The 12,928-nt window shown below is 65.1% G+C and carries 13 protein-coding genes; 9 read left to right on the top strand and 4 right to left on the bottom strand.

Annotated elements, in window-relative coordinates; genetic code table 11:
* The first annotated feature begins 1 nt into the window (after position 1).
* Genes cyoB through cyoD form a run of 3 tightly spaced genes read left to right on the top strand, consistent with a single transcriptional unit; the run spans position 2 to position 2,970 of the window.
* Positions 2-1,993, top strand: coding sequence for a cytochrome o ubiquinol oxidase subunit I (gene cyoB / locus V8683_RS15940; RefSeq protein WP_411192620.1), 1,992 nt, complete (start codon positions 2-4; stop codon positions 1,991-1,993).
* A gap of 3 nt (positions 1,994-1,996) precedes the next feature.
* A complete protein-coding gene (cyoC, locus tag V8683_RS15945; protein ID WP_411192618.1) occupies positions 1,997-2,605 on the top strand; it encodes a cytochrome o ubiquinol oxidase subunit III in 609 nt (202 codons plus the stop codon).
* Positions 2,602-2,970, top strand: coding sequence for a cytochrome o ubiquinol oxidase subunit IV (cyoD, locus tag V8683_RS15950; RefSeq protein WP_411192616.1), 369 nt, complete (start codon positions 2,602-2,604; stop codon positions 2,968-2,970). Before cyoC ends, cyoD begins: the two co-directional genes overlap by 4 nt.
* Before the next feature lie 100 nt (positions 2,971-3,070).
* Here cyoD and V8683_RS15955 read toward each other — a convergent pair whose 3' ends face one another.
* Complete coding sequence (locus V8683_RS15955; RefSeq protein ID WP_411192615.1) at positions 3,071-4,264, bottom strand: alpha/beta fold hydrolase; 1,194 nt, start codon at positions 4,262-4,264, stop codon at positions 3,071-3,073.
* 237 nt (positions 4,265-4,501) lie between these two features.
* On the opposite strand from V8683_RS15955, the gene V8683_RS15960 reads away from it, so the two are divergent.
* Positions 4,502-5,053, top strand: a complete 552-nt coding sequence (locus tag V8683_RS15960; protein WP_411192614.1) for a GNAT family N-acetyltransferase — start codon at positions 4,502-4,504, stop codon at positions 5,051-5,053.
* 12 nt (positions 5,054-5,065) lie between these two features.
* Here V8683_RS15960 and V8683_RS15965 read toward each other — a convergent pair whose 3' ends face one another.
* On the bottom strand, positions 5,066-5,845 hold the full coding sequence (locus tag V8683_RS15965; RefSeq protein ID WP_411192613.1) for an AraC family transcriptional regulator: 780 nt from the start codon (positions 5,843-5,845) through the stop codon (positions 5,066-5,068).
* 107 nt (positions 5,846-5,952) lie between these two features.
* Here V8683_RS15965 and V8683_RS15970 point away from each other — a divergent pair, with 107 nt between their 5' ends.
* Positions 5,953-6,684, top strand: coding sequence for a glutamine amidotransferase (locus tag V8683_RS15970; RefSeq protein ID WP_411192612.1), 732 nt, complete (start codon positions 5,953-5,955; stop codon positions 6,682-6,684).
* Here V8683_RS15970 and pdxR read toward each other — a convergent pair.
* The gene (gene pdxR / locus V8683_RS15975) at positions 6,656-8,152 is read right to left on the bottom strand and encodes a MocR-like pyridoxine biosynthesis transcription factor PdxR (protein WP_411192610.1); all 1,497 of its coding nucleotides are present in this window, start codon (positions 8,150-8,152) and stop codon (positions 6,656-6,658) included. The two genes, V8683_RS15970 and pdxR, sit on opposite strands and share 29 nt — an antisense overlap.
* Before the next feature lie 123 nt (positions 8,153-8,275).
* Here pdxR and V8683_RS15980 point away from each other — a divergent pair, with 123 nt between their 5' ends.
* From V8683_RS15980 to V8683_RS15990, 3 genes are all read left to right on the top strand, one after another.
* Positions 8,276-8,914 (top strand): FMN-binding negative transcriptional regulator, encoded by a 639-nt coding sequence (locus V8683_RS15980; protein ID WP_411192609.1) that lies wholly within the window; start codon positions 8,276-8,278, stop codon positions 8,912-8,914.
* Positions 8,915-9,018: 104 nt separating this feature from the next.
* The gene (locus V8683_RS15985) at positions 9,019-9,288 is read left to right on the top strand and encodes a MoaD/ThiS family protein (protein WP_411192607.1); all 270 of its coding nucleotides are present in this window, start codon (positions 9,019-9,021) and stop codon (positions 9,286-9,288) included.
* Positions 9,289-9,324: 36 nt separating this feature from the next.
* On the top strand, positions 9,325-10,470 hold the full coding sequence (locus V8683_RS15990; protein WP_411192606.1) for a WD40/YVTN/BNR-like repeat-containing protein: 1,146 nt from the start codon (positions 9,325-9,327) through the stop codon (positions 10,468-10,470).
* On the opposite strand, the gene V8683_RS15995 is transcribed toward V8683_RS15990, so the two are convergent.
* Positions 10,449-11,381: a LysR family transcriptional regulator gene (locus V8683_RS15995; protein ID WP_411192604.1), complete on the bottom strand. Its 933-nt coding sequence runs from the start codon at positions 11,379-11,381 to the stop codon at positions 10,449-10,451. The two genes, V8683_RS15990 and V8683_RS15995, sit on opposite strands and share 22 nt — an antisense overlap.
* Positions 11,382-11,421: 40 nt before the next feature.
* On the opposite strand from V8683_RS15995, the gene V8683_RS16000 reads away from it, so the two are divergent.
* A complete protein-coding gene (locus V8683_RS16000) occupies positions 11,422-12,909 on the top strand; it encodes an MFS transporter (protein WP_411192603.1) in 1,488 nt (495 codons plus the stop codon).
* Positions 12,910-12,928: the final 19 nt, after the last annotated feature.

A 12,928-nucleotide genomic window follows, 5' to 3' on the forward strand; every position in this document is an offset into this window, starting at 1 on the left:
CATGTTCGGAAAACTCACGCTCGATGCCGTTCCCTGGCACGAGCCCATCATCATGGGCACCGGCGCCGTCGTGGCGGTGCTCGGACTCGCCCTGCTCGCCGCCATCACGCTCGCCGGGAAATGGGGTTATCTGTGGCGCGAGTGGATCACTTCGGTCGACCACAAGCGCATTGGCGCCATGTACATCGTGCTCGCCATCGTCATGCTGGTGCGCGGCTTCGCCGACGCGATCATGATGCGCGTGCAGCAGGCCATTGCGTACAATGGCGCCGCCGGCTATCTGCCGCCGCACCACTACGACCAGATCTTCACGGCGCACGGCGTCATCATGATCTTCTTCGTGGCCACGCCGCTCATTCTCGGGCTCATGAACGTGGTCGTGCCGCTGCAGATCGGCGCGCGCGACGTGGCCTATCCGTTCGTCAACTCGCTCTCCTACTGGCTCTCCGTGGTGGGCGCCGTGCTGGTGATGATCTCGATGTTCGTCGGCGATTTCGCGGCTACGGGCTGGGTCGCCTATCCGCCGCTCTCGGAGCTCGGCTATAGCCCGACTGTCGGTGTGGACTACTACATATGGTCGCTGCAGCTATCCGGCCTCGGCACCACGCTCTCGGGCATCAACTTCATCGTGACGATCCTGCGCATGCGCGCGCCCGGCATGGATCTCATGAAGATGCCGGTGTTCGTGTGGACCGCGCTCATCACCAACATCCTGATCGTCGCCGTGTTCCCCGTGCTGACCGGCACGCTCGCGCTGCTCACGATGGACCGCTATCTCGGCATGCATTTCTTCACGAACGAGCTGGGCGGCAACGCGATGATGTACATCAACCTGATCTGGGTGTGGGGCCATCCCGAGGTGTACATCCTGATCCTGCCCGCGTTCGGCGCGTTCTCCGAAATCATCGCGACGTTTTCGGGCAAACCGCTGTTCGGCTACAAGTCGATGGTGTACGCCACGGCCTCGATCGGCATCCTCTCGTTCTTCGTGTGGCTGCACCACTTCTTCACGATGGGATCGGGCGCGAACGTCAATGCGTTCTTCGGCATCATGACCACGATCATCTCGATCCCGACCGGCGTGAAGCTCTTCAACTGGCTCTTCACGATGTACCGCGGTCGCATCCGCTATCACAGCGCAACGCTCTGGACTATCGGCTTCATGGTGACGTTCGCCGTGGGCGGCATGACCGGCGTGTTGCTGGCCGTGCCGGGCGCGGACTTCGTGCTGCACAATTCGCTCTTTCTCGTTGCCCACTTCCATAACGTGATCATCGGCGGCGTGGTGTACGGCTGTCTCGCCGGCGTCAGCTTCTGGTTTCCGAAAGTATTCGGTTTCACGCTCAACGAGTTCTGGGGCAAGGTCTCGTTCTGGTGCTGGCTCATCGGCTACTGGCTCGCCTTCACACCGCTCTATATCCTCGGCTTCGAGGGCATGACGCGTCGCATGAATCACTATGACGTGGCGGCATGGCATCCGTGGCTCGTGGTGGCGCTCGTGGGCGCGGTCTTCGTCGGCCTCGGCATTCTCGCGATGATCGTGCAGATCGTGGTGAGCGTGCGCGACCGCGAAGCCAACCGCGACCTCACGGGCGACCCCTGGAACGGCCGCAGCCTCGAATGGTCGACCGCCTCGCCCGCGCCGTTCTATAACTTCGCCGTGCTGCCGAAGATCACTTCGATGGAGCAGCACTGGGACAACAAGGAAGCGGGCCGCGCGTACGCCGAAGCGCTGGTCTACGAGGACATCCACATGCCGCGCAACACGGGCGCGGGCTTCATCATCGCCATGTTCAGCCTGCTGTTCGGCTTCGCGATCGTGTGGCACATGTGGCTCTTCGCGGCGATCGGCCTCGCCGGCATGATCGTCACCTTCATCCTGCGCACCTACGACGAGGACACGGACTACTGGGTCCCCGCCGCCGAGGTCGCACGCATCGAGAACGCGCGCTTCGAACAGCTCGCGCAACTGGAAATCAGGGAGGCTGCGTAACTCATGGCGCACGCTGCAATCCATCACGCCGGCCATGCGCATGGCCACGATCACGACGACACCACGAAGACCACGTTCGGCTTCTGGATCTACCTGATGAGCGACTGCCTCATCTTCGCGACACTCTTCGCCACCTTCGGCGTGCTCGCGAACGCAACAGCAGGCGGTCCTGGCGCCACGCAACTGTTCGAGCCGTCCTACGTGCTCGGCGAAACGCTGCTGCTGCTTGCCAGCAGCGTCACGTTCGGCATGGCGATGTTGAACCTCCATGCGCACCGGCGCGCGGCGGTGATAGCGTGGCTCGCGGTGACGTTCGTGTTCGGCGCGGGCTTCATCGGCATGGAAGTCAACGAGTTCGCGAAACTCGTGGCCGAAAACGCCGGCCCCGGCACGAGCGCCTATCTCTCGGCGTATTTCACGCTCGTCGGCACGCACGGCCTGCACGTCACGGTGGGGCTGCTGTGGATCGCCCTCATGATGCACCAGACCCTGAAGTTCGGCCTGACCGGCACGATTCGCCGCCGTCTCGCCTGCCTGAGCCTCTTCTGGCACTTCCTGGATCTCGTGTGGATCTGCGTTTTCACTTTTGTCTATCTGCGAGGTCTGCTGTGAGCCACTCCCCCGTCACGCATCCGGTCGGCCAGGCGCATGGCAGCCTCAAGGGCTACATGGCGGGCGCCGTCCTGTCACTGCTGCTCACGCTCGCCTCGTTCGGCGTGGTCATGTTTCACGTCGTGCCACCCGGTGCAGGGCTGGCGGCCATCGTCGCGCTGTGCATCGCGCAGCTCGTGGTGCAGCTCGTCTACTTTCTGCATATCGGCTCGGCGCGCAGCCAGCGCGCGAACACGGGCATCTTCGTGTGTACGACGTTTCTGATCGCAGTGATCGTCGGACTTTCGCTGTGGGTCATGCACAATGCCAACGTCAACATGATGTCGACGCACCTCACCGTCGAGCGCGCCATGGCGCACGACTAGACGCGCCGGCGTCTTGCCGGCGGCCTGCCCCGTGGGCGGGCCCGCCGGCCTTCCGGTAGCGCGCCCGCGCATACCCCCTCGCCCCGCACAGCCCGTCGCGCTAGACCACAACCTCTTCTGCCGTTTCGGCGATGCCGGGCGGGTTCGAAATGGTCAGCTTCCACACGCCGTCGTCGCCGCGTACCATCACCTGGGTCGCCGTGCCGCGTTGGCGGGCCTCCCGCCCGTTCGGCAACGCCACCGTCACGGTCCAGTCGATCAAGACCAGCGCCACGTTACCGCTGACGAGCGAGCGCCGTACCTCGTTGTGAATGCGGGGCCCCGCCTTCAGGAGTCCGGAGAACTGCGTACGCAACGCGTCGTGACCGCTCGCCACACCTTTGCCATCGGCCATCCGCATTGTCGCGTTCTCGCTGAACACGGCAAGCATGCCGTCAATATCGCCGGCGTTGAACGCGGCGTCGAAGGCCACCGGAACCTGCTCGGGGGTGCCGGGTCCGTTTGCCGCGCGGTCTGCGTCCAGTTTGCCGGCGAACTGCCGGATCAGCGCCGCGAGGGCGGCGGGCGCCTCCAGCGGCAACAAATGTCCGACACGAGGCAGTACGTGCAGGCACGCACCGGCAATGCGCGGCAGCAACTCCTTGCGCAAGGTCTCGACCCGGTCGACCTGATCGAACTCGCCGGCAATCACGACGACGGGCACATCGATCGCCCCCACTTCGCCCGTGATGTCTTCGAGCATGCCGGCGATGGGCCACGCGGTCTTCGCTTGCGGCGCGCCGCGCAGACTGTCGGCGATGGCCTGCTCGCGATGCGCGGGTTCGAGCCGGTTCGCAGTGAGCGCGTGATCGAGCACCTGGCTCACGGATTCGCGCGACGCATAGGCCGAAACCATCGCGGCGCGCTGCTCGTCAGGCAGGGCCATCGGCGACGGCGGCGAAGGCGCGACGAGCACGACACCCGCCAGCCCGCGCGGGCGGCGCGACGCGAGCAGTTGCGCAACCTTGCCGCCCATTGAGTGCCCGACCAGCACATAGCGCCGCAGATCGAGTGCTTCGACAACGTCTTGCGCGTCGTTGGCCAGGTCCGCTATCGCGTAGCCCTGCGCAGGCGCTTCCGAATCGCCCCAGCCGCGATGGTCGATGGCGACGGTGCGGTAGCGGTCCGCTAGCTGCCCCACGACACCATCCCACGTGCGGGACGATCCGCCCCAGTAATGCAGAAACACGAGCGCCGGCTCGCCGTCGCCCTGTACTGTGACATGAATTCTCGGGCCGTTCGTCTGGATATGCATGGCAATGCTCCTGGGTCTGGTGTGCCGGTGGCACAAAAGTGGAGTGGTTGGGAGTGGACCCAAACCATGAAAGCATCGTAGACCCGGTCGATTGAATTGATAATCCGGCATCCCTTATCGACAGTCGATCACAGCAAGATCGAATTAGCTCGCAAGCGCGGAAACGGTTTCTCCCGGCAACAATGCCGGACTTCCATGTTTTAATGGTGTCCTTACTTTCCCGCCCCGCTTGCCGCCATGCCGCTATTCACGCCCGCCACGCTGACTACGCCTCGCCTCAATCTGCGGCCGCTACGCGAAGACGATGCGCAAGCGCTGTTCACGATCTGGTCGGATGCAGAAGCGATGCGCTACTTTTCGTTTCCCGCGATGAATCATCTCGACGAGGCAAAAGATCGGATTGCGCGCAAATTGAGGACTGCGATGGATGGCGAGAGCTTCATCTGCGTGATCGAGCTGCAGGGCACCGGCGAAGTGGTTGGTGACTGCGCGCTGTTTCACGCGGAGGAACAATGCCGGCGCGCGGAAGTCGGCTTTAGCCTGCAGCGCGGGCATTGGGGCAACGGCTATATGAGCCAAGCGGTTTCGGCGCTGATCGAGCATGCGTTCGGCACCTTGTGTCTGCGCCGCATCGAGGCCGATATCGACCCGCGCAACGCCGCCTCGGCACGCCTGCTCGAGCGGCTCGGCTTCGTCCGGGAGGGGCTGCTGCGCGAACGCTGGGTGGTGGGTGGCGAAGTATCGGATAGCGCGCTCTACGGGCTGCTCGAACGCGATCGTCGGGCCTGAGCGGCCAGCCGGCTATCGTCGAGGTGCTGCGAAGTATCGGCTGGGGACCACGCCCATGATGCGCCGGAAAACCGCTGCGAACGCGCTGGCCGAATCGTAACCGAGGTCGAATGCGACGGCCGTGACCGGCTCCCCGGCGGCAAGTCGCGGCAAGGCTGCATAAACGCGCATGTGTTGCCGCCATTGTCCGAAGGACATACCGGCCTGAGCGCGAAACAATCTCGCAAGCGTGCGCGCCGACATGTTCAGCGCACGCGCCCATTCTTCGAGCGTGCGCGAGTCGGCTGGCGCGTTTTCAAGCACCTCGCGCAAGACCTGAAGTCGCGAATCGGTCAGCGCCGGCAGTTCCAGTGGCCGCACCGTCGACCATTCGATTTCCGCCAGTGCGAGCGACGTAATCTGACCGTCGCGCCCCGCTTCGTCATACTCGATCGGCATCTCGACCGCTCTGAGGATCAGCTCTCGCAGTAGAGGCGACACGTCGATACTGCACGGCACGGAAGGCACGTCTCCCTGCAACACCGCGGGGTCGATATAGAAGGTCCGCACGGAAGTGGCGGTCCGGAAGTGGACCTCGTGCCCGCATGACGGCGGGATCCAGATGGCGCGCTGCGGCGACGCAACCCACGTCGTCCCGCCGGTACGGACTTCCATGACGCCCACCGGCGCATAGAGCAGTTGCGCGCGTGCATGGCAATGCCAGGCGCTCACCGTGCCGCGCGCGAATTCCTTGGCCATCGCACCTACGGCGCGCGCGATCGTTTGGTAGTCGTCCCGATTAGAGCTTTTCATGGCCGGTTGACGTGTCCGGTTTGATGCAGAGGTTGGCCGATATAGTGTAGCGAAGCCGGCGTCATCGACCTACACTGCGCTGCCCTATCGCATTCAGGCTGACTGTCATGACACCACGCTCCACCGCTGCGGCAACCAGGACCGCATGGGTCCTCAGACACGTCCACTTCGAGGATCTCGGCAGTCTGGCCGACGTCCTGACCGAATCGGGCTACGCCATCCGATACTTCGAAGCCGGCATCGAGGCACTGCCCGACGAAGCGGCAACCGTGCCCGATCTGCTCGTCGTTCTGGGAGGTCCCATCGGCGCCTGCGAGGAAACCCGCTACCCATGGCTGACGAATACGCTTCGGGTACTCGATCGACGCGTTCGGGCAGACGCTCCGACATTGGGGATCTGCCTTGGAGCGCAGTTGCTGGCGCGTGCCCTGGGCGCGAGCGTCTACCCGGGAGACCGCAAGGAGATCGGCTGGTCGCCTCTCAAGCTGACCGCTGCGGGCCTCGCCTCGCCCTTGCGGCACCTTGGGGCCGAACACACGTCGATGCTGCATTGGCACGGCGACACGTTCGATCTGCCGCAAGGCGCCGTGCTGCTGGCTTCGACGGATCTGTATCGCAACCAGGCCTTCATGCATGGGCGCAACGTGCTGGCGCTTCAGTGCCACCCTGAAGTGCGGGCGCGAGAATTCGAACGCTGGCTGATCGGGCATGCCTGCGAGATCGCAGCGACACCCGGTGTCACCGTGCAGCAGTTGCGCGACGATACGCAACGGTACGGCGCGAAGCTGGAGCACGCCGCGGCGGCCATGTTCAAGGACTTCCTGCCGCCTCGACGATAATCGCCGCGAGTCGCCGCGCCGCCGCCGCCATCTGCGCGCTGCCGAATCCGCCAAAGCCGAGTATGAGCCCAGGGCGGCCGGTTCCCCGCGCGAACATCGGCGACACCGCGCGCACCGCCACACCGGCCTGAGCCGCCAGTTGAACGACCGCGCGGTCGTCGAAGCGGTCGGCGAGCCACAGCACCAGGTGCATGCCCTGATCGCCAGGTTCGATCCAGGCCAGATTCCCCGGCAATACTTCGTCAAGCGTCCTGATCAACTGAATGCGCTGCTCCGCATACACGTTGCGAACCTTTCGAATGTGACGCCCGAGATGCCCCTCTGCCATGAAAGCGGCCAGCACGTGCTGATCGGCGGTGGGCGGATGGCGGTCCATGAGCACCCTGGCCCCGCAGAAGGCATCCGCAAGACTGCGCGGGACGATCGCATAGCCCAGCCTCAGCGAGGGAAACAGGATCTTGCTGAAAGTGCCGAGGTAAACCACGCGGTCCGGGTCCAGGCCCTGAAGCGCCGGGAACGGATAACCCTCATATCGCAGCTCGCTATCGTAGTCGTCCTCGACCACCCAGGCGTTGCCGGCCCCCGCCCAGGCCAGCAACGCCGTGCGCCGGGCCATGCTCAAGGGCATCCCCAGCGGATACTGATGAGACGGCGTGACAAAGGCCGCGCGTGCCTGCGGCGCCATGCGCATGCCCGCTTCCACGTCGAGGCCTTCGGCGTCGACGGGAACCCGCACCATGCCGTCACGATAGCCCAGGCTCTCCAGAATGGCGGTAACGCCGCGGTAGGCTGGGTTCTCGACCCATACCCGATCGTGCGGCCCCAGCAGGACCTGGCTTGCAAGAAAGAGCCCCTGCTGGGTTCCGCTCGTCACCACGACCTGATCCGCTTCGCAACGCACCGAGCGGGACTTGCGCACGTACGCGGCAATCGCTTCGCGCAGCGCTGGTGCGCCAAGCGGATCGGCATATCCCGTTGGCGCGCCGGGTCCCCTCGCGCGCAACCGGTTTCCGAGGCGGCGCCAGGTGTCGGCCGGTGCAGTGAGGCCGGTTGGCACCGATATCGCGAAGGGTATCGGCTCCAGCGGCCGGAACTCTTGCGCAATCTGCGCGAATCCCCTGGCGCGTTCAGACAGGCCGGGTTCCGATGTCGCGCGCCCTCGCGCCGCACGGGATTCGCTGGCCGGCTGCGGCCGGGCCAGTGCCTGCGCGACGCGCGTTCCCGCGCCCGCCTTCGATTCGAGAAAGCCCTCGGCGATCAATTGCGCGTAGGCTTCGATCACCGTGCCGCGAGCCACGCGAAGCGAAGCGGCAAGCGAACGCGTGGACGGCAACGCATCGCCGGCCCCGAGATCGCTTTTATGCACCGCCTCCCGCAACGCCTCGGCAACCTGACGGCTCAGATTGCCCGCCGTGCGATCGAGCGCGCCGAACGACGGCATCTCCGCAATCCGCACCGTTCTCGCCATGATTCTGGTCTATCGGGAATGGAATAAACTGGATCTACAGAATAAACCACTTTTCGGGCAAACTGGATGCCGTTGCCGTGCCCGCCCATCATCCCGTTCATCACGCCAGCCCGAGGCAATCGCATGTACGTACCCGCCCATTTCGCCGAATCCCGCAAGGAAGTGCTGCATACCCTCATCGTCCAGCACCCGTTTGGTACGCTGGTCACGCACGGCCAAAGCGGACTCGACGCCAATCACGTTCCGTTCGAACTGGCCGCCGCGGAAGGCGAACTGGGTGTGCTGCGCGCGCACGTCGCGCGGGCCAATCCGGTATGGCAGGACGTGGCGAACGGCGACGAGGTACTGGTGATTTTCCAGGCGGGGGACGCCTATATCTCGCCGAACTGGTATCCGAGCAAGCACGAAACGCACAAACAGGTGCCCACCTGGAATTACAGGGTCGTCCACGCGCACGGGCGGATCACGATCCTCGACGACGAGCGTTATGTGCGCGGCGTGGTCAGCCGACTGACGCGCACGCACGAAGCACCGCTGCCGAAGCCCTGGAAAATGGGAGACGCGCCCGAGGACTATATCGATACGATGCTCAAGGCGATTGTCGGCCTGCAGATCGAGATCACGCAACTCGTCGGCAAGAGCAAACTCAGCCAGAACAAGGAAACCCGCGATATTCGCGGGGCGGCTGATGCGCTCAGGGCAAGCGGAGCGTCGCCCATTGGCGATGCCATGCTCGTCGAGGCCGCGAGGAAGCCGGAATAACGCGCTTTGGCGGAGCTTCGGCGTCCGCCTCTCTCGCCAAAGCGCGCGCGGAAATCGCCTACACTACAGAACCGGCGAACGCGGTCAACCCGCATGGGTCCATCATGGCGCACCTCTTCTTCGCAGCCTCGATTCAGCGCCATATCGCAACGCCCGAGCACGAAGTCGACGCACGTACGCTCGGCGAAGCGCTCGCGGCCGTATTTGCCGCGCAACCCCGGCTGCGCGGCTACATCCTCGACGACCAGGGCTCGCTGCGAAAACATCTGGCCGTGTTCGTGGACGGCCGGCCGGTGCGCGACCGCCAGCATCTATCCGACTCGCTCGGCGAGCAGAGCCGCGTGTACGTCGTGCAGGCATTGTCGGGCGGATAAAGGGACATCACGGCTGTACACGAGGAGACATTCGGCATGAACGATCGATTGCTCGTCGCAACCCGCAAAGGGCTGTTCGTTCTGCATACCGACGGCAAGGGCGGCTGGACACTCGGCGACCCCCATTTCGTCGGCGAGCCGGTAAGCATGGTGCTGCACGATCCGCGCGACGGATCGCTGTACGCCGCGCTCAATCTCGGCCACTTCGGCGTGAAGCTGCATCGCCAGCGCGCGGGCGCGGCGAATTGGGAAGAGTGCGCGGTTCCTGTTTATCCGCCGCAGCCTGCCAATGAGCCGCTTGCCGACGGCAGCGCGAACACGGGCGAAGACGATCAGGATACCGATCCATCCGGCCCGCCGCTCGCCTGGACGCTTCATCAGATCTGGTCGCTCGAAACGGGTGGCCCGGACGAGCCGGGCGTCCTGTGGGCCGGCACGATACCTGGCGGCCTCTTCCGTTCCGACGACGGCGGCGACAGTTGGGCACTCAACCGCGCGCTATGGGACCGCCCGGAGCGCCGCGAATGGGCCGGTGGCGGCTACGACTGGCCGGGCATCCATTCCGTGCTGGTCGATCCACGCGACAGCCGGCACGTGACCCTGGGCGTATCGAGCGGCGGCGTCTGGCAGACCTTCGACAGCGGCGCGAGCTGGCACCTGACCGCCGAAGGCATGGAAGCCGACTACATGCCGCCCGAGCGGCGCGGCGAAGGCAACGTGCAGGACCCGCATCGCGTCGTGCAGTGCCCCGCCAATCCCGACGTGCTCTGGACGCAGCATCACTGCGGGATTTTCCGCTCGACCAACGGGGCGGCGCGCTGGCAGCGGATCGAGGCGCAGCCTTCGAGCTTCGGCTTCGCGGTGGCCGTGCATCCGGGCGAGCCGGACACCGCATGGTTCGTCCCCGCCGCGAAAGACCAGTACCGGATCCCGGTGAGCGGTCAGTTCGTCGTCACGCGCACGCGGGACGGCGGGCGCACCTTCGAGCGCTTTGCGAACGGCTTGCCGCCCGCACCCGCGTATGACCTCGTGTATCGGCACGGACTCGCGATCGACGACTCCGGCACGCGCCTCGCCATGGGGTCGACCACCGGCGCGCTGTGGACGTCCGATAACGGCGGGGAACACTGGCATTTGATTTCAGCGCATTTGCCGCCGGTTTATTGTGTCCGGTTCGGATGAAGCGTGGCGCCGGCCCAACGGTGCGCAACGAGGCCGCGAATGCATTCGCGCAGGCATCGGTGCGCGGGGTCGGTGTCGGCGCGCGGATGCCACCCCTGCACGATCTGCTCGGCCGGCACGGCCACCGGCAGCCGGAACATCGCGATTCCAAGGCTTTTTTCGACGTTGCGCACCATAGGCTCCGCCGCGCACGCAACCAGATCCGATTGAGCCGCTGCCATCAGCGAGCCGTAGGCGGTCGGCACCGTCAAGGCAACCTCGCGCACGATCCCGGCGTCGGCCAGCGCGCGGCCCAGCACGTCGCGGCTTTGTCCGCGCTGCAGCACGGCTACATGCTGCGAGGCGGCGAAGCGCTTGAGCGTGGCCCGCGACCGTATCAGCGGGTGCCCCGCCCTTACGGCGCCCACGATGTGCTGTTCGAGGAGCAACTCCGTACGAATCTCCGGACTGCGATCGTACAAAGTCCCGATGTCGACGTCGACGCGACCCTCGCGCAAAGCCATGACGTCGCCGTCGAGCTCGGGCACGAAGCGCACGGTGGCAAGCGGCATGACCTGCCGCACCGCTGCCAGCAACTGCGCGCCAAACACGACAGGAAAGCTGTCCATCGCACGCACGACGAATTCGCGACGCATGGCCGATAGTTGCGGTCCGTCCGCGGGTAGCATCAACTGCCGCGCCTCGGCGACGAGCCGGCGCACGGGCTCTCGTAGTTCCATCGCGCGCTGCGTAGGAATGAGGCGCTGGCCGGCACGCACGAGGATGGGATCGCCCAGCGCCTCGCGAATGCGCGCGAGCGTATGACTCATTGCCGGCGCACTGAGGTGCATGCGTTCCGCGGCCTCGCTCACACTACCGGTACTGAGCAGCGTGTCGAGCGCACAGAGCAGGTTCAAGTCGAATTTGTTCATTTCGTGCAGGTATCGATTAAGAACATTGCACTGGTCAAATGTGAGCCATCGTACAACACTGGCGCCCATGACTACGAGACCCAACACCGCGCTTCCGCTCGCCGCGACGTTCCTGGCCTTCCTCAGCCTCGTTGTACTGGCCGCGTTCGATCAGACCGTCGTATCGACGGTCCTTCCCGGTATTCAACGCGATCTTCGCGGCACGAGCGACATTTCGTGGATATTCTCTGCCTACCTGATCACATCGACGGTTGCAGTGCCGCTATACGGAAAGCTCGCCGATCAGTGGGGTAGCAAGCCGGCTCTGCTCGCTGCTGCGTCGATCTTTCTGGCGGGCTCCGTTTTCTGTGGCGCGAGCGGCAGCGCAACGGAACTCGTGTTGGCGCGCGGACTTCAAGGGGCGGGGGGAGGCGCGTTCATGACGCTGGCCATGACCTCGGTAGCACGTCTCTTCGATCCGCCGCTGCGCTTTCGGCTTCAAGGGCTGCTCGGCGCGGCATTCAGCCTTTCGACCATGGCTGGACCGGTATTGGGCGGCATCCTCGTGCAATACGGCTCGTGGCGATGGGCGTTCCTTTTCAATGTCCCCGCGGCGTTGCTCGCCATCGCGGTCCTCAGTTTCACGCTGCCTCGCACGCGCGCGATACGGGCCAGCGGCATGGACTACCGCGGTGCGCTGCTGTTGACCGCATCGTTGGTATGCATCATCGTGGGGACGTCCCGCAACGTGGCGATGGGCGTAGGCCGGCCCGGCTTCGTGCTGGCGGGCATTGCACTGGCTTCCGTTTTTATCTGGCTCCAGGCGCGTACGCCCAATGCGCTTCTTCCGCTCGAACCGTTTCGGCATCCTTCCTATGTGGCGGCCAACGTGCTGAGCGCTGCGTCGGGCATCGCGCTCTTTGCCATTGTCGTGTTCATGCCACTGTATTTCCAGTCCGCGCGAATGTTGACGCCGACCGCGTCCGGATGGCATCTGATGGCGCTTACCGCCGGCATTACGCTCGGCTCGGCGGCCGGCGGCCGTTCCCTCGCCGCCGCCGGCCGAGTACGCCGCCTGGCAATAACCGCGTGCGGGCTGATCTTCGCCTCCCTCGTGGCGCTGGCGTATGGGCTCGCCAGCCATCGCGCGCCTGTGTTCGTACTTTCCGCGTGCCTCGCGCCGTTGGGAGCCGGCCTGGGAATCCTGTTTCCGCTCGTCACCGTGGTGGCACAGCGATCGGTCTGCCCAACCCTGCTGGGTGTGGCTACGGCGAGCCCGGTCATGTTCAGGTCGGTGGCGGGCGCCCTTGGGGTGTCGGTGCTCGATGCGATCTTTTCGGGCGCCATGCGTCACGCCGGAACCGCGTTCCCGGGCATCGCATCGAAAGCGGTCACGTTTGAAAGTGCGCTGAGCGTGGTGCTATGGGTCGTCGCCGGCGTGGTACTCATTGCCGGCCTTGCGGCGTGGCGTCTTCCGCCGCAACTGATACGCCAGGCACCGATTCGGCCTACCCTCGGCGCGACTGCCGGAATGCAGGTACAGGAATAGCCCGATATCCGAACCGGCC

The organism is Paraburkholderia sp. AV2 (assembly GCF_054968425.1).